At 68.0% G+C, this 25,172-nt stretch carries 25 protein-coding genes; 11 read left to right on the top strand and 14 right to left on the bottom strand.

Going from position 1 to position 25,172, the window contains the following annotated elements; translation table 11 throughout:
• Positions 1 to 6 precede the first annotated feature (6 nt).
• The gene (locus tag H0I76_RS07195) at positions 7 to 288 is read right to left on the bottom strand and encodes a MoaD/ThiS family protein (protein ID WP_200608734.1); all 282 of its coding nucleotides are present in this window, start codon (positions 286 to 288) and stop codon (positions 7 to 9) included.
• Positions 288 to 1,367, bottom strand: a complete 1,080-nt coding sequence (locus H0I76_RS07190; protein ID WP_200608731.1) for a WD40/YVTN/BNR-like repeat-containing protein — start codon at positions 1,365 to 1,367, stop codon at positions 288 to 290. Before H0I76_RS07190 ends, H0I76_RS07195 begins: the two co-directional genes overlap by 1 nt.
• A 127-nt stretch (positions 1,368 to 1,494) precedes the next feature.
• On the opposite strand from H0I76_RS07190, the gene H0I76_RS07185 reads away from it, so the two are divergent.
• The 3 genes from H0I76_RS07185 to H0I76_RS07175 all read left to right on the top strand — a co-directional run bounded on the left by H0I76_RS07185 (position 1,495) and on the right by H0I76_RS07175 (position 4,653).
• Positions 1,495 to 1,935, top strand: coding sequence for a MarR family winged helix-turn-helix transcriptional regulator (locus tag H0I76_RS07185; RefSeq protein ID WP_200608729.1), 441 nt, complete (start codon positions 1,495 to 1,497; stop codon positions 1,933 to 1,935).
• 202 nt (positions 1,936 to 2,137) lie between these two features.
• Entirely contained in the window at positions 2,138 to 4,186 is a 2,049-nt protein-coding gene (locus tag H0I76_RS07180) for a heme lyase CcmF/NrfE family subunit (RefSeq protein ID WP_200608727.1), read from the top strand.
• 5 nt (positions 4,187 to 4,191) lie between these two features.
• On the top strand, positions 4,192 to 4,653 hold the full coding sequence (locus H0I76_RS07175; protein ID WP_200608725.1) for a cytochrome c-type biogenesis protein: 462 nt from the start codon (positions 4,192 to 4,194) through the stop codon (positions 4,651 to 4,653).
• A gap of 3 nt (positions 4,654 to 4,656) precedes the next feature.
• On the opposite strand, the gene H0I76_RS07170 is transcribed toward H0I76_RS07175, so the two are convergent.
• The 7 genes from H0I76_RS07170 to arsB all read right to left on the bottom strand — a co-directional run bounded on the left by H0I76_RS07170 (position 4,657) and on the right by arsB (position 13,239).
• Complete coding sequence (locus H0I76_RS07170; protein WP_200608723.1) at positions 4,657 to 5,646, bottom strand: isopenicillin N synthase family oxygenase; 990 nt, start codon at positions 5,644 to 5,646, stop codon at positions 4,657 to 4,659.
• 87 nt (positions 5,647 to 5,733) lie between these two features.
• Entirely contained in the window at positions 5,734 to 7,038 is a 1,305-nt protein-coding gene (gene guaD, locus H0I76_RS07165; protein ID WP_200608721.1) for a guanine deaminase, read from the bottom strand.
• Positions 7,035 to 7,904 carry a xanthine dehydrogenase accessory protein XdhC gene (gene xdhC, locus H0I76_RS07160; protein ID WP_234455158.1) on the bottom strand — a complete coding sequence of 290 codons (870 nt, stop codon included), beginning with the start codon at positions 7,902 to 7,904 and terminating at the stop codon, positions 7,035 to 7,037. Before xdhC ends, guaD begins: the two co-directional genes overlap by 4 nt.
• Entirely contained in the window at positions 7,897 to 10,260 is a 2,364-nt protein-coding gene (gene xdhB, locus H0I76_RS07155; protein ID WP_200608719.1) for a xanthine dehydrogenase molybdopterin binding subunit, read from the bottom strand. The genes xdhC and xdhB overlap by 8 nt, the downstream gene beginning before the upstream one ends.
• On the bottom strand, positions 10,260 to 11,720 hold the full coding sequence (xdhA, locus tag H0I76_RS07150) for a xanthine dehydrogenase small subunit (RefSeq protein WP_234455157.1): 1,461 nt from the start codon (positions 11,718 to 11,720) through the stop codon (positions 10,260 to 10,262). The genes xdhB and xdhA overlap by 1 nt, the downstream gene beginning before the upstream one ends.
• A 4-nt stretch (positions 11,721 to 11,724) precedes the next feature.
• Positions 11,725 to 12,057, bottom strand: coding sequence for a hydroxyisourate hydrolase (gene uraH / locus H0I76_RS07145; protein WP_200608717.1), 333 nt, complete (start codon positions 12,055 to 12,057; stop codon positions 11,725 to 11,727).
• Positions 12,058 to 12,180: 123 nt separating this feature from the next.
• Positions 12,181 to 13,239, bottom strand: coding sequence for an ACR3 family arsenite efflux transporter (gene arsB / locus H0I76_RS07140; RefSeq protein WP_200608715.1), 1,059 nt, complete (start codon positions 13,237 to 13,239; stop codon positions 12,181 to 12,183).
• A gap of 63 nt (positions 13,240 to 13,302) precedes the next feature.
• Here arsB and H0I76_RS07135 point away from each other — a divergent pair, with 63 nt between their 5' ends.
• Genes H0I76_RS07135 through H0I76_RS07125 form a run of 3 tightly spaced genes read left to right on the top strand, consistent with a single transcriptional unit; the run spans position 13,303 to position 15,285 of the window.
• A complete protein-coding gene (locus H0I76_RS07135) occupies positions 13,303 to 13,464 on the top strand; it encodes a hypothetical protein (protein ID WP_200608833.1) in 162 nt (53 codons plus the stop codon).
• Positions 13,451 to 14,473: a tRNA dihydrouridine(20/20a) synthase DusA gene (gene dusA, locus H0I76_RS07130; RefSeq protein WP_200608821.1), complete on the top strand. Its 1,023-nt coding sequence runs from the start codon at positions 13,451 to 13,453 to the stop codon at positions 14,471 to 14,473. Before H0I76_RS07135 ends, dusA begins: the two co-directional genes overlap by 14 nt.
• Complete coding sequence (locus H0I76_RS07125; RefSeq protein WP_200608713.1) at positions 14,470 to 15,285, top strand: hypothetical protein; 816 nt, start codon at positions 14,470 to 14,472, stop codon at positions 15,283 to 15,285. Before dusA ends, H0I76_RS07125 begins: the two co-directional genes overlap by 4 nt.
• A gap of 40 nt (positions 15,286 to 15,325) precedes the next feature.
• Here H0I76_RS07125 and H0I76_RS07120 read toward each other — a convergent pair whose 3' ends face one another.
• The 4 genes from H0I76_RS07120 to ccmI form a co-directional block, all read right to left on the bottom strand.
• Complete coding sequence (locus tag H0I76_RS07120) at positions 15,326 to 16,060, bottom strand: retropepsin-like aspartic protease family protein (RefSeq protein WP_200608711.1); 735 nt, start codon at positions 16,058 to 16,060, stop codon at positions 15,326 to 15,328.
• Positions 16,061 to 16,236: 176 nt separating this feature from the next.
• Positions 16,237 to 16,467, bottom strand: coding sequence for a DUF1289 domain-containing protein (locus tag H0I76_RS07115; RefSeq protein WP_200608709.1), 231 nt, complete (start codon positions 16,465 to 16,467; stop codon positions 16,237 to 16,239).
• Positions 16,464 to 16,904, bottom strand: a complete 441-nt coding sequence (ruvX, locus tag H0I76_RS07110; RefSeq protein WP_200608819.1) for a Holliday junction resolvase RuvX — start codon at positions 16,902 to 16,904, stop codon at positions 16,464 to 16,466. The genes H0I76_RS07115 and ruvX overlap by 4 nt, the downstream gene beginning before the upstream one ends.
• 59 nt (positions 16,905 to 16,963) lie before the next feature.
• Positions 16,964 to 18,211 carry a c-type cytochrome biogenesis protein CcmI gene (ccmI, locus tag H0I76_RS07105; RefSeq protein WP_200608707.1) on the bottom strand — a complete coding sequence of 416 codons (1,248 nt, stop codon included), beginning with the start codon at positions 18,209 to 18,211 and terminating at the stop codon, positions 16,964 to 16,966.
• A 207-nt stretch (positions 18,212 to 18,418) separates the two neighbouring features.
• On the opposite strand from ccmI, the gene H0I76_RS07100 reads away from it, so the two are divergent.
• The gene (locus H0I76_RS07100; protein WP_200608705.1) at positions 18,419 to 19,672 is read left to right on the top strand and encodes a sarcosine oxidase subunit beta family protein; all 1,254 of its coding nucleotides are present in this window, start codon (positions 18,419 to 18,421) and stop codon (positions 19,670 to 19,672) included.
• A 290-nt stretch (positions 19,673 to 19,962) separates the two neighbouring features.
• On the opposite strand, the gene H0I76_RS07095 is transcribed toward H0I76_RS07100, so the two are convergent.
• Positions 19,963 to 20,190, bottom strand: a complete 228-nt coding sequence (locus H0I76_RS07095) for a hypothetical protein (RefSeq protein WP_200608703.1) — start codon at positions 20,188 to 20,190, stop codon at positions 19,963 to 19,965.
• Positions 20,191 to 20,443: 253 nt separating this feature from the next.
• Between H0I76_RS07095 and H0I76_RS07090 the strand changes: the two genes are divergently transcribed.
• The 4 genes from H0I76_RS07090 to H0I76_RS07075 all read left to right on the top strand — a co-directional run bounded on the left by H0I76_RS07090 (position 20,444) and on the right by H0I76_RS07075 (position 24,976).
• A complete protein-coding gene (locus tag H0I76_RS07090; RefSeq protein ID WP_200608701.1) occupies positions 20,444 to 20,860 on the top strand; it encodes a hypothetical protein in 417 nt (138 codons plus the stop codon).
• Positions 20,861 to 21,015: 155 nt separating this feature from the next.
• Complete coding sequence (locus tag H0I76_RS07085) at positions 21,016 to 21,333, top strand: sarcosine oxidase subunit delta (protein WP_200608699.1); 318 nt, start codon at positions 21,016 to 21,018, stop codon at positions 21,331 to 21,333.
• 3 nt (positions 21,334 to 21,336) lie between these two features.
• Entirely contained in the window at positions 21,337 to 24,393 is a 3,057-nt protein-coding gene (locus tag H0I76_RS07080; protein ID WP_200608697.1) for a sarcosine oxidase subunit alpha family protein, read from the top strand.
• The gene (locus H0I76_RS07075) at positions 24,386 to 24,976 is read left to right on the top strand and encodes a sarcosine oxidase subunit gamma (RefSeq protein WP_200608695.1); all 591 of its coding nucleotides are present in this window, start codon (positions 24,386 to 24,388) and stop codon (positions 24,974 to 24,976) included. Before H0I76_RS07080 ends, H0I76_RS07075 begins: the two co-directional genes overlap by 8 nt.
• The last annotated feature ends 196 nt before the right edge of the window (positions 24,977 to 25,172 follow it).

Raw genomic sequence — 25,172 nt, 5'->3', positions numbered from 1 at the left:
GCTGGCTCAGCCACCGCTGATCGCCGTGAGGATGTGGACCTCGTCCCCAGCCTCCAGCCGCGTGGCCAGCGTCGCGCGCTCGCCATCGATAAAGATGTTGATGTGCTTGCGGATCGCCGGGCGCGTATCGGCGAGCCGTTCGCGCATGCCGGGCCAGCGCCGGTCGAGCGCGTCGAGCGCCTCGTCCACGCTCGCCGCGCCAAGATTGAGCGCCGACGGCGCATCGGGGAAGAGCAGCATCAGCGCCTGCGGCAGGTAGACCCTGACGACCGGGGCGGGGGGCTGCATCACGCAGCCCCGGCCCGGGCCACATCGAGCGAGGAAATCAGCGGCAGGTGCTCGGCGATGCGCTGCCAGCTGTCGCCCTCGTCGCGACTCGCGTAGATCTCGCCCGAGGTCGTGCCGAAGTAGATGCCCACAGGATCGTGCGTATCGGCCGCCATGCCCTGCCGCAGCACGGTCAGGAAAGCGTCCTTCTGCGGCAGCCCGTCGCGCAGGTCCGTCCAGCTTGCGCCCGCATCGCGCGTGCGCCAGACCGCGACCCGCCCCTCGGGCGCGAAGCGGCCCGCCGAGTCGCCGTTCAGCGGAAACAGGTAGAGAGTGTCGGGGCATCGTGGATGCGCGGCCGCGGGAAAGCCGAAGGTCGAGGGCAGGCCTTTCTCGATGCTGGCCCAGCTGCGGCCGCGGTCGTCGCTGCGATACATGCCGCAGTGGTTCTGCTGATAGAGCCGTCCGTTACCGCCCGCCGCCATGACGAGCGAGTGGACGCACTGGCCGACTTCCGGGTAGCGCTGGTCCTCGGGCATGAAGTCGCTGCGGGTGCCGCGGTTGCGGGGCTCCCAGCTCTCGCCGCCATCCTCGCTGGCAAACACCCCGGCGGCTGAGATCCCGACCCAGAGGCGGCGCGCGTCACTCGGATCCACCAGAATGTGGTGCAGGATCAGACCGGCACCTCCGGGCATCCAGCGCTCGCGCGAGGGATGCATGCGCAGCGCGTCGAGCGGTGTCCAGCTCTCGCCGCCATCGGTGCTTCGGAACAGTCCGGCGGGCTGTACGCCGGCATAGAGCACCCCGTCGCCCGCGGCGAGGCTCCAGGCGGATTTCACCGGCTCCTCACCCTCGGGATGAGCGAGGCCCGCACTCGAATGGCTCCAGGTCTTGCCGCCGTCTCGGGACGTCCAGACCGCCGGCCCGAACCATTCATTGCCGCCCGCCGCGTGGATCGCGCCGCTCGCGGGATCGAAGATGGCGTGATTGATCGGCCATGCCTCGCAAAAGGGACCCGATATCGTCCAGTCGCCATCGTTGCCGTCGAGAATAAAGAGACCCTTGCGTGTACCCGCGAGCAATCGGACGGGGTGGGGCATGGTGAATGACTCCTGAAATTGACGCCGCCGCTGAAAGGGCGACTCACCGTCGCAGGGTGGGATCGTCCTTGACCAATGAGTTGATGTCAACATATCTCGGATGAGGGTGGCTGCGGGGTTGCGTGGAATGGATGAGGAACTGCCGTTCAGCGTCACGATCGAAGTGCGCGACAGGTGTCTCTGCCTGCACCTGCAGCGCGCTGCCCGGGCGATCGCGCGGCGGTTTGACGACGTGCTGCGGCCCTTCGGTCTGACGAATGGCCAGTTCTCGCTGCTGATGTCGCTCAACCGGCCCGCCCCGCCCCGGATGAAGGAGGTGGCGGCGGTGCTGGCGATGGATCGTACGACCCTGACTGCCGCGCTCAAACCGCTGGAACGGCGCGGCATGTTGCAGATCGAGCCGGACGAGAACGACCGGCGCAGCCGGCGTCTTCGGCTGACTCCGCAGGGACGTGCGGCGCTGGCAGCGGCGATGCCGGTCTGGCGCGCGACACATGAAGAGATCGACGGCGAGCTGGCGCCCGCCGACCCCGAGGCGCTGCGCGCGGTGCTGCGAAGCCTTTCTTGACGGCACGTCGGGATGAAACCGGTGAGCCCAGCAGGGCCGGTTTGCGGGCCAGGGCCGCACCTCATGCTGGTGGATCGGGGTCTGCGGAAGTCAATGCCCGGGCAGATCTGCCGATGCGCGGGAATGTGACTCTCTGCCCCTCTGTCGTCGGCCGGATGGGGCTCCTATAATGTGACCAAGCCTTTGCCGACAGGACTGCCAGATGATCGTCGAGATCGGACACTTCGCGTTGACGCTCGCCTTCGCGGTGGCGCTTTTCCAGATGACCATTCCGCTGTTTGGCGCGGCGCGGGGGTGGAGCGACTGGATGCGCACCGCCGCTCCCGCGGCCATGATGCAGTTCTTGCTGACGGGGATCGCGTTCGCGGCACTGACGCATGCCTTCGTGGTGTCGGACTTCTCGGTCCGGCTGGTGGCGACGAACTCCCACTCGCTCAAGCCGATGCTCTACAAGATCTCGGGCACCTGGGGGAACCACGAGGGCTCGATGCTGCTCTGGGTGCTGATCCTCACGCTGTTCGGCGCGATGGTGGCGGCGTTCGGACGCGATCTTCCGCTCGGCCTGAAGGCGCGGGCATTGAGCGTGCAGGCGATGATCGGCGCGGCGTTCCTGGCCTTCATCCTGTTCACCTCGAACCCGTTCGAGCGGCTGGTGCCGCCGCCGCTCGACGGCAATGATCTTAATCCCCTGCTGCAGGATCCGGGCCTCGCCTTCCATCCGCCCTTCCTCTATCTTGGCTATGTCGGGCTCTCGATGTCCTTCTCGTTCGCGATCGCGGCGCTGATCGAGGGGCGGGTCGACGCGGCATGGGCGCGCTGGGTCCGGCCGTGGACGCTGGCGGCCTGGATCGCGCTGACGCTGGGCATCGCCCTTGGTTCCTACTGGGCGTATTACGAGCTTGGCTGGGGCGGCTGGTGGTTCTGGGACCCGGTCGAGAATGCGTCCTTCATGCCATGGCTGATCGCAGCCGCACTGCTGCATTCGGCCATCGTGGTCGAGAAGCGGTCGGCGCTGAAGACCTGGACCATCCTGCTGGCGATCATCGCCTTCTCTCTGTCGCTGGTCGGCACCTTCATCGTTCGCTCGGGCGTGTTGACCTCGGTCCATGCCTTCGCGACCGACCCCGACCGTGGCGTGTTCATTCTTGCCATCCTGGCCGTCGCGACCGTGGGCTCGCTCACGCTCTTCGCATGGCGTGCGCCTTCCATGAAGGCTGACGGCATGTTTCGCCCGTTCAGCCGCGAGGGCGCGCTGATCTACAACAACCTGATGCTGGCGGTCGCGGCGGCCGTGGTCTTCGCCGGCACGCTGGCGCCGCTGGTGCGCGAGTTCGTCGACGGGGCCAAGATCTCGGTGGGCGCGCCGTTCTTCGATCTCGCCTTCACGCCATTCATGGTCATGCTTTTCGTCGCGCTCCCGCTGGGCTCGATCATGGCATGGAAGCGGGCCGATTTCGGGCGGGTGGTCTCGCGCCTGTGGTGGGCGGCGGCGCTGTCCCTGGCGCTGGGCGGCATCATCTGGGGGCTGCAGTCGGGCGACGCGCTGCTGGCGCCGGTGGGGCTGGCGCTCGGCGCCTGGATGGTGCTGGGCTCGATTGTCGAGCTGATCGACCGCGCCGGATGGCCGCGCACGGGCCTTGGCGGCTTCCGCCGGCTTTCGCGCCTGCCGCGCGCCGAATGGGGCAAGTGGATCGCCCATTCGGGGCTCGCGGTCACGGTCTGCGGCATCGCGGCGATCACGGCCTGGGAGCAGGAGGACATCCGCCTTGCCCGGCCCGGCGACGTGATCGACATTGGCGGCTACGAGATCGTGTTCGAGGGCGTGACGGCGCTGCCGCTGGGTGCGCCCTTCGAGGTGGCGAATTGCGGCGCGGGTCAGGAGAGCGTGCTGAAGGGCGGCGAGGGGCGCAACTTCACCACCGATCTCGGGCGCTTCAGCCTGCGCCGCGGTGGGCGCGAGGTCGCGCAGCTTTGTGCCGAGAAGCGCTTCTATCCGGTCCAGAGGATGCCCACGACCGAGGCGGCGATCGACTCGAACCTGCTTCGCGATGTCTATGTGGTGCTGGGTGACAAGCAGACCGAAGGTGACGCCTGGGCGGTGCGCGCCTACGTCAAGCCGCTGGCAGTGTGGATCTGGCTGGGCGCACTGATCATGGGCGTGGGCGGCATGGTGAGCCTGAGCGACAGGCGCTATCGCGTGGGTGCAGCCGCCAAGGCGCGCCCGGCTGCGCCGGCGCTGCCTGCGGAGTGACGACGATGCGTTTCGTGCTTGCACTGATCGCGGCGATGGCCGCGTTTCCCGCGCAGGCGGTCCAGCCGGACGAGATGCTGGCGGACCCGAAGCTCGAAGCCCGGGCGCGCGAGATCTCGAAGGAGATCCGCTGCCTCGTCTGCCAGAACGAATCGATCGACGACTCGAATGCCGGACTTGCGCGCGACTTGCGCATCCTCGTGCGCGAGCGGGTCGTCGCGGGCGACAGCGACGCCGAAGTGAGGCAGTACCTCGTCGACCGCTATGGCGAGTTCGTCCTCCTGAGACCGACCTTCGGCGGCTTCAACCTCGTGATCTGGCTTGCCGGCCCGGTGCTGCTGATCCTGGGTGGTGCAGCAGCGTTGATCTACCTGCGCCGCCGCACGCCCGAGCAGGCGCGCAGCGCCGAGGCGCCACTGACCGACGAGGAGCGCGCGGCGCTGGATCGGATGCTCAAGGACGGCTGAGCCTCAAGCCGCGTGGTGGCGGGTGACGCCCCGGAACTCGACGAACTTGGTCGTCCACTCCCAAAGCTTGTCGCCATAGACGAAGGACTCGGCCGCCTCGTCGAGCGGGACGATCCGGGCGTCGACCGCGGGCTCGAAGAAGAAGGGGATCGAGCATCGCTCGCGCAGGCCCCCCAGCACGCGATGCTCGGTCGCCCGGATCCGCCCGCCGGACCAGTTCGACAGCATCCGGCCGAAATTGACCGCGAGCCCGCCTGCAACCGGCGGGACATCGACCCAAGCACCGCTTGATGCGCGGGCCTGAAGGCCACCGGTTGGGTCCTGCCAGAGCAGCGTGACGAAGCCGCTGTCGCAATGAGGGGCGCCGACGACCAGGCGCTGCTCGCCCGCGACGGTCACTGTTGCAAGGTCTGCGGGCAGGGTGTCAGGCGTTCGTTCGGGATATCGGATCAGCCTGAGGGTCGAGATGCCCCGCAGGAACAGCGGCTCGAGCGCATCGGGCGGGGCGCCAAGCCCCGCGCTCAGGGCTCGCGAGAGGGCGCGGCCCAGGCGCTCCATCGCCCGGTAATAGGCGACGGCGTCGTCGCGCCAGCCGGGGAGGAGTTCTTCCGGTGGCAGCGGCGTGGGCTCGGTCAGCGGGTCAGCACCGTCCCCGGCCCGGGCGGGATCAACGAGGTCGGGGCCGATATCGATCCCCTCCTTGAAGGTGGTCTCGCCCTTCTGCACGGGGAACACGCCCCGGTAGACATTGGGATTTCCGGGCACGAACTTCTGACGCGCAAGTGGAAGCCTCGCGGCTTCGGACAGGGTGAAGAACCGAAGCAGCCGGCCGTGGATGTCGGCGCCAAGGTCGAGAGCCTCGGGAACATCGGTGAGCGTCATGAAACCCGAGCCGGTCGCGGCCGCGGTCACGGCCGACACCGTGGCCTGCCAGTCGGCGTTCGATGTGGCGGCGACCAGCGAGCGGGTGGGGATCCGGGGAATATCGGTCATCTTGGCCTCGGCGCAATGGGCTGAACCGCGAACATGCTGGCGCGGGCTCGTGGTCCGGTCGGCGCGGTTTCCGACAGTGCGCGTCGATTATCTGACAGCGCCCCGGGCATGGACCATGCGCCCGCCGGACCAGACCTCGGAGACGGCGCGCTCGTCGGCCAGAACGATCAGGGCGAACATGATCTCGGCCGCTGTCTGCGCGCGCGCAGTCCTGGCGGCGAGGATCGGCGTGGCGGCGAGATCGATCAGCACGAGATCCGCCTCGCGACCCGCCTCGAGGTTTCCGACCTCCTGTTCTATGCGCAGGACGCGCGCGGACCCCTCGGTCGCAAGCCACCAAAGGTGAACCGGGGAAAGCGCCACACCCCTGCGCTGACCGGTCTCGTAAGCCGCCTTCATCGTGTCGAACATCGAGAACGACGACCCTCCGCCGACATCGGTCGCAAGCCCGATGGGAACGCCGGACGCCTTGAGCCCCGCGACGTCGCATTCGCCCGAGCCGAGGAACTGGTTCGAGGTTGGGCAATGCGCGACCGCGGCGCCCGTCTCGGCAAGGGCGGCGCGTTCGCGGGGGGTGAGGTGGATCGCGTGACCGAAGATCGAACCCGGCCCCGTGAGCCCGAAGCGCTGGTAGACGCCGAAATAGTCCGGCTCGTCGGGGAAGAGCTGCTTTACCAGACCGATCTCGGAAGGGTTTTCGCTCAGATGCGTCTGCATCGGGCAGTCGGGATGCTCGGCCCATAGCGCGCCCGCCGCTTCCAGTTGCGCGGGGGTCGAGGTCGGCACGAAGCGCGGGGTGATCGCGTAGGTGGCGCGCGCTCGACCGTGCCACCGGGCGATCAGCGCCTTCGATTCGTCATACGCACGCTGCGCGGTGTCGCAGAGGTCGGGCGGTGCGTTGCGGTCCATCATGGTGCGCCCCCCGGCCACGCGCAGGCGGCGCGCCTGGGCCTCGGTGAAATAGGCGTCCGACGAGGTCGGGTGGGTGGTGCAGTAGCTGCACGTCGTGGTGATGCCGTTGGCCAGCGTGAGATCGAAGAACTCGCGCGCCACTTCCGCAGCATATTCGGCGTCGGCGAAACGCGCTTCCTCGGGGAAGGTGTAGGTGTTGAGCCAGTCGAGCAGCTGCGCGCCCCATGACGCGACGATGCGCGTCTGCGGGTAGTGCAGGTGGCAATCGACGAAGCCCGGTGCGATCAGGCGGCCGCCGGTCGAGGCCACCTCGGCCCCCGGGTGGGCCGAGATGACGTCCGGAGCGTCGCCGACCGTGATGATCCGCTCGCCGGCGACGGCGACGGCGCCGTCCTCGTGCCAGCCGAGGGCGGCCTCGGCCCCGGACGTGAACGGGTCGGCACGAAAGCGCAGGAGTGGGCCGCGCAGGATCCGGGTCATGCACCCCTCGCGAGGCCAAGACTGGCGGCTCGTTCGCGCAGCAGCAGATCGGCCGCGACCGAGGCTGCGATGACTTCCGGTCGCTTGTCCGAGAGGCCCGGAAGGCCGATCGGGCAGACCAGTCTGCCGATCGTCGCTGGATGCAGACCGCGCTCGGTGAGACGTCGAGTGAAGGTCGCGCGCTTCGTGGCCGATCCGATCAGGCCCAGATGGCCGAAATCGCCGCGCCGCAGGACGGCCTCGACGATCTCGAGGTCGATGGCATGGGAATGCGTGAGCACAATATGGAAGGCGCCGGGCTCGGCGCCCGTCGCCTCGGCTTCGGGCAAAGGCGTGAGGCGTTTTTCGACGCCCGAAGGCGGGATGTCGGGAAGCACGCCCGGCCGGCTCTCGACCCAGACGAGGCGGAATGGCAGGGGCGCAAGAGCCGCGACGAGCGCGCGACCGACATGACCCGCTCCATAGATCAGCGCCTGTCGCGGGGGGACGGGTTCGGGAAGCTCGGGCCCTCCCGGCCAGAAACCAAAGCGGGCAGCGGAGTCTAGCCGGCCGGCATCCGCCTCGTCGACCCGCAGGAGTGCGAGCGAGAGGCTGCCGCCACAGCATTGGTCAAGGGCGGGGCCGAGCGAGAGCACCATCTCGGCCCGCGCGCCCGGTGGTTGGTGCAAGAGCTCGCGTGCCGCGGCGGTCGCGCGGTGCTCGGCTGCGCCGCCGCCGATCGTCCCGACAATCCGGTCGGCGGCGACGAGCAGGCATGTGCCTGCGTCGCGCGGCGTCGAGCCCCGCGCGTCGACCACCAGGACCAGCACGCCATCGTGCTCGGCCCGCAATGCCGCGGCGGCCGCCATACGGAAAGCGTCAGCCATCGCGCACCCTCTCGACCGCGGCGAGGATGCGTTCGGGCGTGGCGGGTGCCTCCAGTCCCGGGTAGCGGCGGTAGTCACCGGCGGCTGCGACCGCGTCGGAAAGGGCGTGCAGGGCCGAGATCGCCAGCATCAACGGCGGCTCGCCCACGGCCTTCGAGCGACGGATGGTCAGTTCGCGGTTCATCCCCTTCTCCCACAGCGCCATGTTGAGCACGCGCGGGCGATCGGAGCAGGCAGGGATCTTGTAGGTCGAGGGCGCATGCGTGCGCAGGCGTCCAGTGTCGTCCCACCACAGCTCCTCGGAGGTGAGCCAGCCCGTCCCCTGGACGAAGCCACCCTCGATCTGGCCGAGATCGACCGCTGGGTTCAGCGAACGGCCGACATCGTGAAGGATATCGACCCGAAGAATGCGGCTCTCGCCGGTCAGGGTGTCGATCGCGGCCTCGGTCACGGCGGCGCCATAGGCGAAGTAGTAGAAGGGGCGTCCGCGCGCGGCGTCGCGGTCCCAGTGGATCTTGGGGGTGGCATAGAAGCCGGTCGCCGAGAGCGAGACGCGCGCGAGATAGGCGGCCTCGATGAGCGCCTCCCAGGCAATGGTCTTGCGCCCGACCCGGACGCGGTTCGCGAGAAACTCGACCTCGGCTTCGGCCACCTTCCAGTGACGCGCGGCGAAACCGCGAAGCCGCGCCTTGAGCTTGGCGCAGGCGTCGCGCACGGCCATCCCGTTCATGTCCGAGCCCGAGGAGGCGGCGGTGGCCGATGTGTTCGGCACCTTGTCGGTCCGCGTCGCGGTGATCTTCACCCGGTCGAGATCGAGGCCCAGTTCGGATGCCGCGACCTGGGCGACCTTGATGAAGAGGCCTTGGCCCATCTCGGTCCCGCCGTGGTTCAGCATGACCGATCCGTCGCGGTAGATATGCACAAGCGCGCCGGCCTGGTTGAGGAAGCTGGTGGTGAAGGAAATGCCGAACTTGACGGGAGTGAGGGCGATCCCGCGCTTGATCACGGGGCTCGATGCATTGGCGGCGCGGATCTCGCCCCGGCGGGCCTCGTAGCCGGTGCGGGCGGCAAGATCATCGACGATCTCGGCGATCACGCAGTCCTCGACCTCCATGTGATAGGGCGTCGTGCTGCGCCCTCCGCCGGCGTCAGGAGGGTCGTAGAAGTTGGCGCGGCGCACCGCCAGCGGGTCGAGGCCCAGAGCGAAGGCGATCTCGTCCATGGCGCGCTCGATGCCCACCATTCCCTGCGGCCCGCCAAAGCCGCGGAAGGCGGTGTTGGACACGGTGTTGGTGCGCAGCCGGTGCGAGACGATCTCGACCGCTGGCAGGTAATAGCAGTTGTCGGCATGGAACATCGCCCGGTCGCAGATCGCGTTCGAAAGGTCGAGCGACCAGCCACAGCGCGCCATCTGGGTGACGCAGATGCCGTGGATCCGGCCCGTCGCGTCGAAGCCAGCCTCCCAGTCGATCACGAAGTCGTGGCGCTTGCCGGTGGTGACGATGTCGTCGTCGCGGTCGAGCCGGAGCTTGGCAGGCCTGCCAGTACAGTGCGCGATCAGGGCGGCCGCTGCCGCGGTCTGGTTGCCTTGCGTCTCCTTGCCGCCGAAGCCGCCGCCCATCCGGCGCACCTCGACGGTCACGGCATGGGCCGACAGGCCCAGAAGATGCGCAACGATTAGCTGGCATTCCGAAGGGTGCTGGTTCGAGCTGAGAATGTGCAGGTCCCCGTCCTCGCCCGGCAGCGCCATGGCGACCTGGCCCTCGAGGTAGAAATGCTCCTGCCCGCCAATCTCGACGCGCCCCGAGAGGCGCATTGGCGCGCCCTCGATCGCCTGCGGCGCGTCGCGGCCTTCTGCATCGGGGCGGGCCATGCGGTATGGCGTGCCGAAGCGTGAGCCGGCCTCCATGGCCTGCGCGATTGACAGAACCGCCGGCTCCTCGGCGTAGGAGACCTGGGCAAGACGCGCAGCGCGGCGCGCGGCTTCGCGCGACTCGGCAGCCACGAGGAACAGGGGCTGGCCATGAAAATGCACGTCGCCCGATTGCGCGGCCTCGGAGGCCGCAAGGAACACCTCGTCCCGCGCGACGGGGCCGGTGTCGTTCTCGCCTGGCACATCGTCAGCACTCAGAACCGCGACGACGCCGGGTGCTGCGCGCACTGGATCAAGATCGAGCGCGGTGATGCGGCCGTGCGCGATCGTGGCCAGCCCGAAAGCCCCGTGCAGAAGGCCCGGCGGCTCCGGCGCATCGTCGGCATAGATCGCGCGGCCCGCGACATGCTTTTCCGCCGAGTCGTGCCGCCGCGGCACGTGAACGCCGTCGCGCACCGGAGGGGCGTGATCAGGGGCGTCCATCACACGCCCTCCGTCGCGGGCGCGAGCCGAGTCTCGACGCCGGGCGTCGTGCGCTCGAGATAGTCGCGGAGCAGGAGATTTTGCGCGACCTGCATCCGGTAGCGGGCGCTTGCGCGCATGTCGGTGAGAGGGGCGAAGTCGTCCGAGAGCGCCGCAGCCGCGGCGTCGACCTGTTCGCGCGTGTATGGTTGGCCGATCAGCGCCTGCTCGGCTGCCCGGGCCCGCTTGGGCACGCCGGCCATGCCGCCATAGGCGAGCCGCGCCTGCCGGACATGGCCATCCTCGAGCGTGAGTGCGAAGCAGCCAAGCACCGAGGTGATATCCTGATCGAAGCGCTTCGAGACCTTGTGACAGCCAAGGTGCAGCCCTTTACCCGGCAGGGGCGCGGTCACCGCGGTGACGATCTCGCCCGGGGCGCGGTCCTGGCGGCCATAATCGAGGAAGAAGTCGTCGAGCGTGATCTCGCGCCGTTTGTCGCCGTGGCGCAGCTGCAGCCGGGCACCAAGCGCGATCAGCGCGGGCGGCATGTCGCCGATTGGCGAGCCGTTCGCGATATTGCCGCCAACAGTGCCTAGCGCGCGAATCTGCGCCCCGGCAATGCGTGCGACGAGCTTTCCGAAATCCGGCCAGTGGGCGGCGAGCCGCGCGGCGGCCTCGCGATAGGTGACGGCTGCGCCGATCGTCAGCGTTCCGTCGTCCTCCTTCAGTTCGCGCAGTCCGGCAACGCGGCCCGTCCAGATGATCGTCGCGGGGGCGAAGTGGCGCTTGGTGATCCAGAGCCCGACATCCGTCGCGCCCGAGAGGATCGTGGCGTCGGGATTGCGAGCGGCGGCATCCGCAAGTTCGTCCAGGGTGACGGGCGCGATGAAGCGCCGGCCATCGGCCTCGTAGTCGAGCGCGGTCGTAGGCAGGGTGGCGAGACGGGTCGGGGCCGCAGCAGCGTCGTCATCGTCCCATTCCGGGCGCGGCAGGTCATGGGCGGCGCTGGCCGCTGCCACGATCGGGCCATAGCCCGTGCAGCGGCAAAGATTGCCGGCGAGCAAGGCATCGGCGCGCTCAGGCGATGGCCGCGGCTCGCTGCGGTAGGCGCACCACATGCTCATGACGAAACCCGGGGTGCAGAAGCCGCATTGCGAGCCGTGACCTTCCGCCATCGCCTGCTGCACCGGGTGCAGCCGGCCGTCCGGCGCGGCGAGGCGCTCGACCGTGACGATCTCGCGGCCATGCAGCATGGGCAGCGGCAGGATGCAGGCGCAGGCGGGCATGGTCACGAGTTTCCCATCGGGCCCGAGCTCGCGAAGTCCGACCGTGCATGCGCCGCAGTCTCCCTCCGAACAGCCTTCCTTGGTGCCCGTGAGGCCACGCCTCTCGCGCAGCCAAGCGAGCAGCGTCGTGGTCGGCGGAACGTCCGCGACGTCGACCCTCTGGCCGTTAAGGATCATGCACACCGGCCCCTGCATCGCCTCAGCTCCCGCGATAGGTCGAGTAGCCGAAGGGCGAGATCAGCAGCGGCACATGGTAATGCGCGCCGGCATCGGTGATCCGAAATCGCACCGGAACGACGTCGTAGAAACCCCCGTCATCGAAATAGGCGCCAACCGAGAAGCTGAGCTCGTAGAGGCCGCCTTCGAATGCCGGCCCCGCGAGCAGCGGCTCGTCGGTCCGCCCGTCGGCATTGGTCACCGCGGTGGCAAGCGCCACCCGCCCCCCGGGGGCAATGCGGCAAAGGGCGAGGGCGACCCCCGCCGCCGGGCGGCCTGCCGCGGTGTCGAGCACATGTGTCGTCAATCGGCCCATTGGGTCCTCTCCCCGCATCCGCTCCAGTCTAGCAGCGGGGTGGGGGGAGGGATTCAAGAAAATTCAGCCAGTGCCGCGGTCACGTTTTTGGGGCCGGTGACGAAAACGCGTCGGCGTGGCCTATCAGGACGGGAACCAGTGACGGGTGCGGTTGGCGAAGGCGACCAGGGAGAGCATCACCGGAACCTCGACGAGAACGCCAACGACCGTCGCCAGGGCCGCGCCCGAACCGAGGCCGAACAGGCTGATCGCGACCGCCACCGCCAGCTCGAAGAAGTTCGAGGTGCCGATCAGCGCACATGGCGCGGCGACGTTGAAGGGGATCCGCGCGACGCGCGCCACCCCGTATGCAAGGGCGAAGATGCCATAGCTCTGGATCAGCAGCGGAATGGCGATCAGGGCAATTACCAGCGGGCGCTCGAGGATCACCTGTCCCTGAAATCCGAAGAGAAGCACCACGGTCGCGATGAGCCCCAGCACCGAGACCGGCTTGATGCGTGCCTTGAACGCATCCACCGCAGCCTCGCCGCCGCCATGCATCAGCCAGCGCCGAGTGAACACTCCGGCGGCGAGCGGCACGGCGACATAGAGCGCGACAGAAAGGAGAAGCGTCTCCCATGGGACGGGGATATCGGCGACGCCGAGCAGCAGCGCGACGATCGGCGCGAAGGCAAAGACCATCACTACGTCGTTCACGCTGACCTGCATCAGCGTATAGGCGGGGTCGCCGCGGGTGAGCTCGGACCAGACGAAGACCATCGCGGTGCAGGGTGCCGCACCCAGGAGGATCACGCCGGCGAGGTACGCCTGCGCGTCGTCGGGCGGAATCAGCCCGGCGAAGACATGCTCGAAGAACAGCACGCCGAGTCCCGCCATGGTGAAGGGCTTGATCAGCCAGTTGACGACCAGTGTGACGAGGAGCCCCTTGGGCCGTTCGCCGATGTGGGCGAGCGCACCGAAATCGACGCCGACCATCATCGGATAGACCATTGCCCAGATGAGCACCGCGATGACGAGGTTGACGTGTCCAATCTCGACCGCTGCGATGACGGCGAAAGGTCCGGGCAGCATGGCGCCCAAGCCAAGCCCCGCGAGGATGGCGAGCCCGACCCACGCCGAGAGCCATTTCTCGAAGGTGCCGAGGCCGCCGTCCGCGCTGCGCGCGGTAATTTTCGTGTCCATACCGGCCTGTCCTGTCCTCTCGGTCGATGGTGCCGCCCCCGTGGTGGCGGTGGAGGCTCAGCCGTGAATTTATTCACTATTTCGCGAATAATAGAAAAATTGATCGGTCGTCAAGTCGCGGACAACGATGTCGCTGCGGAGCACCTGCCGGTTGCGTCGAGCGCCGCGCTGTGCGATCCGGTCGCCGATGAAACAGTCGCCGTCCGAATTGATGCAACGCGATGATGCGCGCGTGAGCCTCACGCAATCGCGCAGGCTGTCGGTTGCGCCGATGATGGACTGGACGGATCGCCACTGCCGGATGTTCCACCGCCAGTTCACGCGGCATGCGCTGCTCTATACCGAGATGATCACCGCCTCGGGGCTCGTGATCGGCGAAGCGGACTGGTTGCTCGATCACGACGTGGCGGAGCATCCGCTCGCACTGCAACTGGGTGGCTCGGACCCGGCGATGCTGGCGCGCGCCGTCGTCATGGCGCGGGACCGCGGATTTGCCGAGATCAATCTCAACGTCGGCTGCCCTTCGGACAGGGTGCAGTCGGGCCGCTTCGGCGCCTGCCTGATGCGCGAGCCTGCGCTGGTCGCGGACTGCGTCACGGCGATGATCGAGGCCGCCGGACAAAATGGTCCCGAGATCACGGTGAAATGCCGCATCGGGGTGGATAACCAGGATCCGGACGTCGTCCTCCCGGATTTCATCGACAGGATTGCCGCGACGGGCGTACGGCACTTCATTGTGCACGCGCGCAAGGCCTGGCTCGATGGTTTGAGCCCCAAGGAGAACCGGGACATCCCGCCGCTCGACTACGATCTTGTGGCGCGCGTCAGCGCTGACCGGCCCGAGCTTGAATTCAGCCTCAACGGCGGGATCGGCTCGACTGAGGAGGTCCGCCAGCACCTGTCGCGGTTCGACGGTGCGATGGTCGGCCGCGCCGCCTATCACGCACCGGCGGCAATCCTGACCGAGGCCGACGAGATCGTTACCGGCTGCCCGAGGCCGCGCGTTGCTCCGGAAGACGCCGTGCGGGGGATGTACGACTATTTCGACGACGCGCTTTCGCGCGGTGTGCGCTTCAACCAGATCGCGCGGCACATGCTTGGTGCCTTTGCCGGGCGTCCGGGCGCGCGCGCGTGGCGGCGCATTCTGTCGACCGGCGCGGTGCAGCCCGGCGCGGGCATCGATCTGATCGAGGAGGCGCTGGGCGCCGTCGTGCCGGCGAAGGCCGCGGAATGACGGACGCTGCGCTGGCCGCGGCATTCTTCTCGCGCGGATGGGCCGGTTTCCCGCATGATCCCGAGATCGCCGCATGGGCGTCCGCCGCGCGGCCAGTGGCCGGGGACCTTCTCGCAGACCCTGACCTTCGGGCCCGCTGGCTGCGGTGCGGCGGCACATGGTTTGCTGGCGTGAACGTGTTGCCGAACGATGACCGCGGCGCAGTCCCGGACGCAGGCGTGCCTCCGGTTTCAGGCGCGGTGGTGGATTTCGTGCGCGACAGGCTTGGGCTCGCAGCCTTTGCCTGGGACCGGGCGCAGATCTCGATCTGCCTGCCCGGCTATCCCGCGGCGCCGTCGGAGGACGAGAGCGCGGCGGCGTTCCGGTTCCGGAGGGATCGCGACGCTGCCCATGTCGACGGCCTCGCTCGCGATGCGGCGCGGCGCCGCACGATTGGCGAAGTTCACGGTTTCATCCTCGGGATCCCGCTGACACAGGCGCCCCGGGACGCGGCGCCGCTGGTGGTGTGGGAGGGGTCGCACGAGATCATCCGCTCGGCGTTGAAGGCAAGGCTTGCCGGAGTGCCGGTCGAGCGCTGGGCGCTCGAGGACATTACGGATGCCTACACCGCTGCCCGAGGTCAGGTCTTCGAGACCTGCCGGCGCGTCGCCGTCCACGCGTTGCCGGGCGAGTGTTATCTCGTCCACCGGCTCGCGCTTCATGGTGTTGCGCCCTGGGGGGACGCCGAGCCAAGCGGTCTGCGGGCAATCGCCTATTTCCGGCCGGACCCGTATCCCGGGCGTGATCCTGCGTGGTGGCTGGACGACAAGTAACGGATGACGCGCAAGGCAGGTGCGGGTCACGGCGTGACCGTCAGTTCGCCGGCGCTTTCTTGAACAGGGGCGAATCCGAAGCAAAGCCCTGGCGCAGGAAAAGCCGGTCGCCTTGGAAGCTCGTCTCACCCAGCTGGTCGAGGAAGCTCATGCCCAGAAGCCCGGTCTGAAGTCGGCCCGGCTGAGCCACCGCCGCCGGAACGTCACGCACCATGATCTGTCCGACCCCGATCGACGCGATGCGGATTGGCGCAACCGTCGAGCGCCCGTTCGCCGTCATCACGGGGATCGAGAAGTCGAGCCCGCCCGTGTCGATGCCGATCGCCGATGCCTGCTCGTAGGGGATCAGAACCATCGTCGCGCCGGTATCGACCATCAGGCGCATGCCGACCCCGTTCACGATGGCATCGGCACGGTAATGGCCGTCCCAGCCGCGCCGGAGCTCGGCTTCGACGCGCGCCTGGCTCAGTGCCACCGACTGCATCGGCACGCCCCTGATCTCGGCGAGCCCCGCCTGGACATCCGCGCGGAACGAGTATGCCACCAGCATGGTCGCGAACACGCAGGACCACACGAGGCCATAATGCACGATCCGCCATCCCTGGTGCATGATCGCGCGGCCCGTGGCGGCGACAACGATGCCGGATCCGAGGATCAGCGAGTAGACGAGACGCATCACCGCGTCCTCGTCTTGCAGGTCGACCGGGAATCCGGCGCCCGAGAGCAGGACCAGTGCTGTCACAAAGAAGATCGCAAGGATCAGCCAGAAGATCATCCGCCTGCCACCCGTACTCTGCTCGAAAGCGCGCTGTTTACTGACGTTTCTCCGCGCCCACCCGGACCATTAAGCAACCGAGACGAAATGTACGCTAGTCTTGTCCTGCGTCTTGATCAAGATCGTGTCAGGCAAGAATGGCAAGGATATGACGCTGTCAGGGCGGCCCCGAAGCTTCAGCCCGAGCGCCGGGCCGCGCGGCCGCCGCGCCGTGTCGTTGGCCCGGCCGATCGCGAGGGAAGTTCCGCCATCACGGCGCGGCGCGTTTCGGGCGTCATTCGCGACCATGCGGAAATCTCGTCGATGCTGCGATTGCAGCCGACGCAAAGCCGGGTTTGCGGGTGGATCACGCAGATCTTCACGCAGGGGCTTTCGATCTCGTCGCGTTTCCAGATCTCGTCGGTCATGGCTCGCCGGAGTTGCGATGCGCCGACAACCGGTCGAGCGCGCCCTGCAAGATATAGGCGGCCGCGAGCTTGTCGATCACCTCGGCGCGACGTTTTCGCGAGGAATCTGCCGCAATCAGCGTCCGCTCGACCGCCGCCGTCGACAGCCGCTCGTCCCAGAACGCGATCGGTACCGAGATCAGCGCCGAGAGGTTGCGCGCGAAGGCGCGGGTCGACTGTGCCCGGGGTCCTTCCGACCCGTCCATGTTGAGCGGGAGGCCAAGGACGACCCCCACGACGCCGCGCCGGTCGATCAACTCGATCAGGGCGGCGGCGTCCACCGTGAATTTCTTTCGCGCCACGGTAAGGACTGGCGTCGCGGTCAACCTCAGGCCGTCGGAGATGGCAACGCCGATGGTCTTCGTGCCCAGGTCAAGCCCCATCAGCGGCCCGTGCATGGCACCCAGCTCGGTCACGTCCTCGTGGACCGGAGCGCGCGTGGGGGGGGAACCTGTCGTCATTCGGTGATCAGCCCCATGACCAAGGCCTGCTCGCGCACGAAGGACGCCTCGGAGCCTTGCAGCTTGCGCTGGCTGAGGTCAAAGGCGCGGCGGGCATCGTCCGCGCGGCCAAGCACGCGATAGGCATTGATCAGGCGAAGAAACTCCTCCGGCTCACCGCCCTCGCCCTCGAGGCGCTGTTCCAGTTGGCCGACCATGCCCTCGATCATCGCGGCGCGATCCTCGTCCGACATCTCCGCTGCCGCCGCGATGTCGGCGGAGGCCGGCCCGGGCGAGGTCCCCGAGGGGTTTGGACCAGCGAATGGTGGTTGCTCCGCGGACGCGCCGTCGCGCACGCGGATCGCCTCGGCAAGCATCTCGCCCACGAAGCCGCGCCATTCTGCATCCTCCGGCGCCTCGTTCAGCATCGTCTGCCAGGTACCGATGGCCGCATCGATCTGCCCTGCCTGCGCAAGTGCCAAGCCCGAGTAGTACCGTGCCATCGGTTGCGCCGGATCGCGCTCCAGTGTCTGGGCGATGACCGTCTCGGCCTCGGGCGAGACATAGCCGCGCGCCGCCAGCACCATTGCCTCGGCCTGAGCGCCGTAAAGCTCGGCCGGTGCCGCCGCGCCTCGCAGCTCGACGAGATGCGCCATCACCCGCCATGCCTCGGCATAACGCTGCATCTGCATGTAGGCGTTCGCGAGAAGACGATTCCCCTCGGGGTCGTCGGGGCGCTCCTCGATGATCTTCTCGAGCCGCACGATCAGCGCGCGGTACTCGTCAGGCACCTGCGGCGCGTCGGGGCGCGGCACGTCGGCAAATTGCGCCTCGGCCTCGGACTGGCTGGGGCGCGCGACGCGATCGGCGGCGGCGTCGCGCGTGGAAAGCGGAATATCCCGCATGCCGGGAGCGCCGACCGACATGTAGACGACGCCACCGACAACCGGCGCGGCCAGGAGTGTGAGCCCCGCGACCAGCCCGGTGACGGTGCGCGGTGCCTGTCGGTCCGATGCCCCTCGGCTGGCCCGATCCGCCGCGCGCAACAGGCGACGCGACACCTCGGCGCGGGCGCCGTCGGCTTCCGCGCTCGAAATCACGCCGCGCGCGAGATCCCGCTCGAGTTCGTCAAGCTGGTCCCGGAATACCCGCGCATCGGCGGCATCCCGGCTTTCAGCCGACGCGCCGCCGCGCAGCAGCGGATAGGCGATCACCGCGGCGGCGAGCACCGCAAGCGCTCCGGCAACGATCAGGAACATGCTCATGCGTGAGGTCTCTTTCAGCCCGCTCTCACCTAAGCCCGTGGCGCGTCCATCGCAACCGCGTTCCGCCTCGGCGCGCCGGCCTGCGACACAGGTGCCAGTCACCGCCGATGTCGCGCGGTGGCATCGAGATGACGTATTCCCCCGCACGTCGGGGGCGCCTTCGCGCTAGTCAGGGCGAACCTGACCCGTAATGGGAGCGCTGCCCCGATGAGACGCTATTCCGCCTTTGCCGTTGCCCGCGAGGCCGCGCGATTCCACTCCGGCTGGGAGCGCGCCTGGGGCAACCCCGAGCCCAAGCGGCACTATGAGGTGATCGTGATCGGCGGCGGTGGCCATGGCCTTGCGACCGCCTACTACCTTGCGAAGAACCACGGCATCACCAATGTCGCGGTGCTCGAGAAGGGATGGCTCGGTGGCGGCAACACGGGGCGCAACACGACGATCATCCGCTCGAACTACCTCCAGGATGCCTCGGCCTCGATCTACGAGCTGTCGCGCGGTCTCTACGAGGATCTCAGCCAGCAACTGAACTTCAACATCATGTTCAGCCCGCGCGGCGTGATGATGCTGTGCCAGACCGAGCACGAGTTCCGCGCGATGCAGCGGACCGCGCATGCGAACCGGCTTGCCGGCATCAAGACCGAGATGGTCACGCCCCACAAGGTCAAGGAGATCTGCCCGATCCTCAATATTGACGGGCCGCGCTACCCGGTTCTGGGCGGGCTCTGGCAGCCGCGCGGCGGCACCGCGCGCCACGACGCGGTGGCCTGGGGCTATGCGCGTGCGGCCTCGGCGCTGGGTGTCGACATCATCCAGAAATGCGAGGTGACCGCGATCGACCGCTACGGCCCCGGCGGCCGGGTTTCGGGTGTCCAGACCTCGAAGGGGGCAATCACCTGCGACAAGCTCTGCATCGTCGTTGCAGGGCATTCGGGCGTGCTTGCCGAAATGGCGGGATTCCGCCTGCCGATCGAGTCGATGCCGTTGCAGGCCCTTGTCTCGGAGCCGATCAAGCCATGCATGGACATCGTGGTGATGGCCAACACCGTGCATGGCTACATGAGCCAGTCCGACAAGGGCGAGATGGTGATCGGTGGCGGCACGGACGGATACAACGCCTATACCCAGCGCGGCAGCTTCCAGCATATCGAGGAGACGGTGCGCGCATTATGCGAGACCTTCCCGATCATCTCGCGGCTCAAGATGCTGCGCCAGTGGGGCGGGATCGTCGACATGACCGGCGACCGGTCGCCGATCATCGGCAAGACGCCGGTCGAAGGGATCTTCATCAACTGCGGCTGGGGCACCGGCGGCTTCAAGGCGATCCCCGGCTCGGGCTGGTGCACCGCCGCGACGGTCGCGAAGGGCACGCCCGACGAGGTGGCGGGACCGTTCGGCATCGATCGCTTCCGTGCCGGTCGCATGATTGACGAGAGCGTCGCCGCGGCCGTGGCCCACTGATCGTTCGGGCGGCCGAAAAGGGCGCCCGATCAATCCAATGTTCACATCTGTTCTGTATCCGGAGCCTGTGCTTCGCGTATCGCAGAAGGGTGTGTGCTTATGGCCGTCTTCATTCCGGCGCCTCGCGCCGACTACGTGGTGATCTTCGGGCTGTCCGAGGCCGCGTCCGTGGTCGCGGACATGCCTTGGCGGGCATTGATCGAACCATCAGCTCCCGTGCTGGCCCTCGGGGCACTCGTGCTCGTTGCGAGATTTGCCGCTGATCGGACGCTTCGCAGCTAGTCGGGCATTCACTGCCCGGCAATCTTCCGCCGCCGCTTGCGCCGCCATGCGAGCACCAGCCCGGCGACCAGCATGAGGAGGGAGATCGCCATGCCCGCCATTGCGATGATGAACCACTGCTCAAGCGTGAAGAGGCCCTGCGGGGCGCTCTCGATGGTGGTCTGGTTCGCCTGCACCTGAATCAGATCGCTCATCCGCGCCCCGGTCCCATCGGGCGCTTTCTTGAAATCGACCATGAACTGTCCCCGTGCTCCCGGGTGGCCCAAGGGCTCGCCCTCCGGCTTCATGCTGCCACAGACCGAGAAGATGCGGAAGCCTGCGGGTCCCGGCGCTCCGCGAGCGCAGTGTCCGCCACCGGCTGATCGAGCCGGGTAAGGCGTGTCATGTCCGGTCGCGCGCATGCGACCGCGCGGCCCGTTGCCAGCATTCGCTGACTTCCGCAATCTCCAAGGCATGTCGTTCAGTCTTCCCGGGCCGGGCCGAATCCTCATGTTTGCGACCATCGTCGGGTGGGCGGGGGCGACGCTGGCGGCTTTGCTGTCGGGATGGACCGAGATCTTCAGCGCGATGGGCGCGCTGCTGCTTTGCCTCGGATTCGCGGTCTTTCTGACCGAGCGCTATCGCGCGACGGAGCTGAGACGGCTTTGGGACAACCAGGTCGAGGTTCAGCTGCGCTTCATCTGGCGTTATGTGCGCCGCCTGCGGCCTGGGCATGAACATTTCGGCCCACCCCAGCACAGTCTCGACGAGATGGAGCGTATCCTCGACGAGAGCTTCGACGACCTGATGGCGGCGAAGAGCGCCGAGCGTGGACTTGACACCTATCGCCTCGAGATGGCGCTCTCGATCCTCGGGACCTTGCAGTGGGGATTCGGCGGGCTGATCATGGAGCTGCTGCATGGCTGAACTGCGCGCTCTCGCGGCAGTCCGTCCATGCGCCCTCGATCGGGGCTGTCGCTCCCGGACATTGTTGTGACGGGTCCGGCGATGTCGGAACGCGCCCTTCATGCGAGGAAGACGCGCAATGGCCGACAAACGCGTGTCGGCGAGGGAGCGCCCCAATGCTGATCCTGACCTGTCCCTGCTGTGGCGCCGAATGCGCCGAGACCGAACTCGCTCCCGGCGGCGAAGCGCATCTCAAGCGCTTCGGTCCCGGCTCCGGCGACGACGAGTTCACCGGATACCTCTTCGAGCGGAAGAACCCCAAGGGCGTCCACTTCGAGCGCTGGCGCCACGCCTTTGGCTGCGGCAAGTGGTTCCACGCGGCTCGATGCACCGTCACGCTCGAGGTTTTTGGCACCTACACGGCACAGGTTTCCGAGCCGCCGCAAGATATCCTCGACGCGATCCGCGCGCGCCGTCCGGGCTGGGAGGGCTGACCGATGGCATACCGTCTTGCTGCCGGTGGGCGGCTGATCGACCGCACCCGGCGCGTGAGCTTCACGTTCGACGGGAAGACCGGCGAGGGCTTCGAGGGCGACACGCTTGCCTCGGCCCTGCTCGCGAACGACCACGTGATGGTCGGCCGCTCGTTCAAGTATCACCGGCCCCGTGGCATCGTCGCCAGCGGTGCCGAAGAGCCGAATGCGCTGGTGGGGCTTGGTGCCGGCCCGCGCTACGAGCCCAACCAGCGCGCGACCACGACCGAGCTCTTCGACGGTCTCGCCGCCGAGAGCCAGAACCGCTGGCCTTCGCTCAAATGGGACGTCGGAGCCGTCAACGCGGCAATCGCCTCGATCAAGCCGGTCTTCCCGGCAGGCTTCTATTACAAGACCTTCCTTTTCCCGCGCGCCGCGTGGAAGCATCTCTACGAGCCGATCATCCGCCGCGCCGCGGGACTTGGACGCGCGCCGAGCGAGGCTGACCCCGACACCTACGAGCATTTCCACGCGTTCTGCGACGTGCTTGTCGTGGGTGGCGGCACGGCCGGGCTCGCAGCCGCGCGCGCGGCCGCCGAGGCCGGCGCCGAGGTGCTGCTGGTCGAGCAGACCGCGTTTTGGGGCGGTCGCGCACTGGCCGAGTCGGACACCATGATCGGCGGGATGCCGGCGGCCGACTGGGCCGTGGCCGAGGCCGAGGCGATGGAGGCCATGCCGAACGTCCGGATGCGGACGCGGACGATGGCGTCGGGCCTTTACGATCACGGCTTCGGGCTGCTCTACGAGCGCGTCTCGGATCATCAGCCAGGCCGCTCCGGCGCGCCGCGCCACCGCCTCTGGAAGGTGCGGGCCCGGCAGATCGTCGTTGCCACGGGCGCGATCGAGCGTCCGCTGACCTTCGCGAACAACGACCTTCCCGGCGTGATGTTGGCGGGGGCGGTGCGCGACTACATCCGGCTCTGGGGCGTGTGCCCCGGGCGCACCGCGGTGGTCTTCGCCAACAACGACGATGCCTACCGCAGCGCAATCGCGCTGCACGAGGCCGGCGCGACGGTCAAGGCGGTGGTCGATGTCCGGCCCCGTGCCGATGGCGCGTTACCGGCGCATGTGCGCGGCCTCGGCATCGACGTGCGCGAGGGAATGGGCATCGTCAAGGTCGATGGCGGGCAGCGTGTCGAGGCGGTCAAGATCGGCCGCATCACCGCGTCGGGGCAGGTGGGCGGCGCGCTCGAGTCGCTCGACGTCGAAACCGTCGCCATGTCGGGCGGCTGGTCGCCGGTGGTTCACCTCTACAGCCATTGCGGCGGCAAGCTGAAATGGGACGACGAGCATGGGATGTTCCGCCCGGCTCCCGAGCGCGGAGCGCCACTCGGCTCGGATGGCGAGGTGAACACGCACTGCGCTGGTGCCGCGAATGGCGAGATGAGCATGGCGGCGAGCCTTGCCGACGCAATGCGCGTCGGCGCTGAGGCGGCCAAGTCAGCTGGCGCGAAACCCGCCAAGCGCACGCGCGCGCCGAAACCGCCAAAGGTCGAGGAGCCCGAGCTGGCACCCCCGATGGCCCACTGGTTCACACCCTCGGTTGGCAAATACGCGCATGGCTCCAAGCACTTCGTCGATTTCCAGAACGACGTGACTGCGGCGGACGTGATGCTTGCCGCGCGCGAGGGCTATGAGAGCGTCGAGCACACCAAGCGCTACACCACGCTCGGCATGGCCACCGATCAGGGCAAGACGTCGAACATCGCCGGCCTCGCCATCCTCGCCGATCAGCTCGGGCAGCCGATCGAGCAGGTGGGAACGACGACGTTCCGCCCGCCCTACACGCCCATCTCGATGGGGGCGATCACGGGGCCGGCGAAGGGCGTGCTGTTCAAGCCGGTCCGCCAGAGCCCGATGCATGAATGGCATGTCCAGAACGGCGCCGATTTCGAGCCGGTCGGCGACTGGCGGCGGCCGTTCTGCTTCCGCCGCGCCGGCGAGGACCGTCACGCCGCCGTCGAGCGCGAGGTCCGGAACACGCGCGGAGCGGTTAGCATGCTCGATGCCTCGACGCTGGGCAAGATCATCGTCAAGGGGCCGGACGCGGGCAAGTTCCTCGATCTCGTCTACACGAACGTCATGTCCTCGTTGGCGGTGGGCCGCTGCCGCTATGGGCTGATGTGCAACGAGAACGGCTTCCTGTTCGACGACGGTGTCGTCGTGCGGCTGTCGGAGGACAGCTTCCTGTGCCACACCACCACCGGCGGTGCGGATCGGGTGCACGGGCATCTCGAGGAATGGCTGCAGACCGAATGGTGGGATCTCGAGGTCTACACCGCCAACGTGACCGAGCAGCTCGCCCAGATCGTCGTCGCTGGTCCGAATGCGCGCAAGCTGCTCGAGGCGGCGGGAACGGATGTCGACGTCTCGGCGGACGCGCTTGCCTTCATGGCCTTCGCCGAGGGCACGCTGGCAGGCATGCCCGCGCGGATCCACCGGATCAGCTTCTCGGGCGAACTCAGCTACGAGATCGCGACGCCCGCACGGCACGGCCTGGAGCTGTGGAATGCGCTGCTGGAGGCGGGAAAGCCGCTCGGGGTGATGCCTTACGGGACCGAGGCGCTGCACGTCATGCGCGCCGAGAAGGGCTTCATCATGATCGGCGACGAGACCGACGGGACGGTGACGCCACAGGACCTCGGGCTGGGCTGGGCCGTGTCGAAGAAGAAAGCGGACTTCATCGGCAAGCGTGCCCAGGAACGGTCCGACCTCGTCCGGCCGGGACGCAAGCAGCTGGTCGGCCTGCTGACCGAGAACCCGGCCGAACGGTTGCCTGACGGTGCCCATGCCGTTGAGGAGGTCAAGACGCCGGGCGAGAAGATGAAAACGATCGGCCATGTGACCTCGACCTACATGTCACCGACGCTTGGGCACTCGATCGCGATGGCGCTGATCGAGGGCGGGCGCGCCCGGATGGGCGAGACGCTGAGCTTCCCGTTGAGTGGGGGCAAGGTGATGAAGGCGACGGTCGTCGACCCGGTCTTCTACGACAAGGAAGGGGCGCGCCAGAATGTCTGAGCAACACGCAGGGGTGAGCGCCGCAACCGGCGTCGCGGGCCGGGTGATCGATCGCGGGCATCTCGTCCGCGTCGAGGAAGCGGGATTGACCGGGATGATCGGCCTGAGGGGCGACCTGTCATCCTCGCAGATGGCCAAAGCCGTGCGCGCGGTGACCGGGACAGATGTTCCCGGCGTTCTGCGCGTGGAGGCTGGAAAGAAGGGGCGCGCCGTCTGGATGTCGCCGGACGAGCTCTTGCTTCTGGTCGCGCCGGCGGAGGCCACCGCCGGCCTTGCGGCAGCCGAAGCGGCGCTCGAGGGCGTTCACGCGATGGCTCTGGATCTATCGGACGCCCGCGTCGTCTTCCGCCTGAAGGGCGGCGCCGTCGCCGAGGTGCTCGCCAAGGGCGCGCCGGTGGATCTGCGCGAGCAGGCGTTCCCGGTCGGGACCGCGCGGCGGACGCATCTTGGCGGCATCGCGGTCGGCCTTTGGCGCCTTGGTGACGAGGACTGGGAGGTCGTCTGCTTCCGTTCGCTTGCGCACCATCTCGCGGACTGGCTTGAGCAGGCGTCGGTCTCGGGATCCGAGGTCGGGCACTTCTGAGGTCGTGAACCGGTCGCTTCTTTCGGCGGCGCCGTGTCGGCGCCGCCATTTTTGTTCCTTTCGCAGGTGCGAAAGCGGCTATGCAAAAACAGGCAGTCCAAATCCGTGAGGCGGGCACCTACGTTGTGCACATGCGAAACAACGGAGGCTGCGCAAGCCGACGGACCGAGCAGTGTCCTCGACGCGCAGAGCAGAA

It is taken from the genome of Thermohalobaculum xanthum, assembly GCF_016623495.1.
Lineage (GTDB): Bacteria > Pseudomonadota > Alphaproteobacteria > Rhodobacterales > Rhodobacteraceae > Thermohalobaculum > Thermohalobaculum xanthum.
The sequence above is the reverse complement of the archived record's forward strand: the minus strand, read 5'-3'. Positions and strand labels throughout refer to the sequence as shown.

Bases quoted from the DNA above. Each gene is read 5' to 3' on its own strand.
- H0I76_RS07195 (WP_200608734.1), bottom strand. From the start codon at position 288: ATGCAGCCCCCCGCCCCGGTCGTCAGGGTCTACCTGCCGCAGGCGCTG.
- H0I76_RS07190 (WP_200608731.1), bottom strand. From the start codon at position 1,367: ATGCCCCACCCCGTCCGATTGCTCGCGGGTACACGCAAGGGTCTCTTT.
- H0I76_RS07185 (WP_200608729.1), top strand. From the start codon at position 1,495: ATGGATGAGGAACTGCCGTTCAGCGTCACGATCGAAGTGCGCGACAGG.
- H0I76_RS07180 (WP_200608727.1), top strand. From the start codon at position 2,138: ATGATCGTCGAGATCGGACACTTCGCGTTGACGCTCGCCTTCGCGGTG.
- H0I76_RS07175 (WP_200608725.1), top strand. From the start codon at position 4,192: ATGCGTTTCGTGCTTGCACTGATCGCGGCGATGGCCGCGTTTCCCGCG.
- H0I76_RS07170 (WP_200608723.1), bottom strand. From the start codon at position 5,646: ATGACCGATATTCCCCGGATCCCCACCCGCTCGCTGGTCGCCGCCACA.
- guaD (WP_200608721.1), bottom strand. From the start codon at position 7,038: ATGACCCGGATCCTGCGCGGCCCACTCCTGCGCTTTCGTGCCGACCCG.
- xdhC (WP_234455158.1), bottom strand. From the start codon at position 7,904: ATGGCTGACGCTTTCCGTATGGCGGCCGCCGCGGCATTGCGGGCCGAG.
- xdhB (WP_200608719.1), bottom strand. From the start codon at position 10,260: ATGGACGCCCCTGATCACGCCCCTCCGGTGCGCGACGGCGTTCACGTG.
- xdhA (WP_234455157.1), bottom strand. From the start codon at position 11,720: ATGCAGGGGCCGGTGTGCATGATCCTTAACGGCCAGAGGGTCGACGTC.
- uraH (WP_200608717.1), bottom strand. From the start codon at position 12,057: ATGGGCCGATTGACGACACATGTGCTCGACACCGCGGCAGGCCGCCCG.
- arsB (WP_200608715.1), bottom strand. From the start codon at position 13,239: ATGGACACGAAAATTACCGCGCGCAGCGCGGACGGCGGCCTCGGCACC.
- dusA (WP_200608821.1), top strand. From the start codon at position 13,451: ATGCAACGCGATGATGCGCGCGTGAGCCTCACGCAATCGCGCAGGCTG.
- H0I76_RS07125 (WP_200608713.1), top strand. From the start codon at position 14,470: ATGACGGACGCTGCGCTGGCCGCGGCATTCTTCTCGCGCGGATGGGCC.
- H0I76_RS07120 (WP_200608711.1), bottom strand. From the start codon at position 16,060: ATGATCTTCTGGCTGATCCTTGCGATCTTCTTTGTGACAGCACTGGTC.
- H0I76_RS07115 (WP_200608709.1), bottom strand. From the start codon at position 16,467: ATGACCGACGAGATCTGGAAACGCGACGAGATCGAAAGCCCCTGCGTG.
- ruvX (WP_200608819.1), bottom strand. From the start codon at position 16,904: ATGCACGGGCCGCTGATGGGGCTTGACCTGGGCACGAAGACCATCGGC.
- ccmI (WP_200608707.1), bottom strand. From the start codon at position 18,211: ATGAGCATGTTCCTGATCGTTGCCGGAGCGCTTGCGGTGCTCGCCGCC.
- H0I76_RS07100 (WP_200608705.1), top strand. From the start codon at position 18,419: ATGAGACGCTATTCCGCCTTTGCCGTTGCCCGCGAGGCCGCGCGATTC.
- H0I76_RS07095 (WP_200608703.1), bottom strand. From the start codon at position 20,190: ATGGTCGATTTCAAGAAAGCGCCCGATGGGACCGGGGCGCGGATGAGC.
- H0I76_RS07090 (WP_200608701.1), top strand. From the start codon at position 20,444: ATGTTTGCGACCATCGTCGGGTGGGCGGGGGCGACGCTGGCGGCTTTG.
- H0I76_RS07085 (WP_200608699.1), top strand. From the start codon at position 21,016: ATGCTGATCCTGACCTGTCCCTGCTGTGGCGCCGAATGCGCCGAGACC.
- H0I76_RS07080 (WP_200608697.1), top strand. From the start codon at position 21,337: ATGGCATACCGTCTTGCTGCCGGTGGGCGGCTGATCGACCGCACCCGG.
- H0I76_RS07075 (WP_200608695.1), top strand. From the start codon at position 24,386: ATGTCTGAGCAACACGCAGGGGTGAGCGCCGCAACCGGCGTCGCGGGC.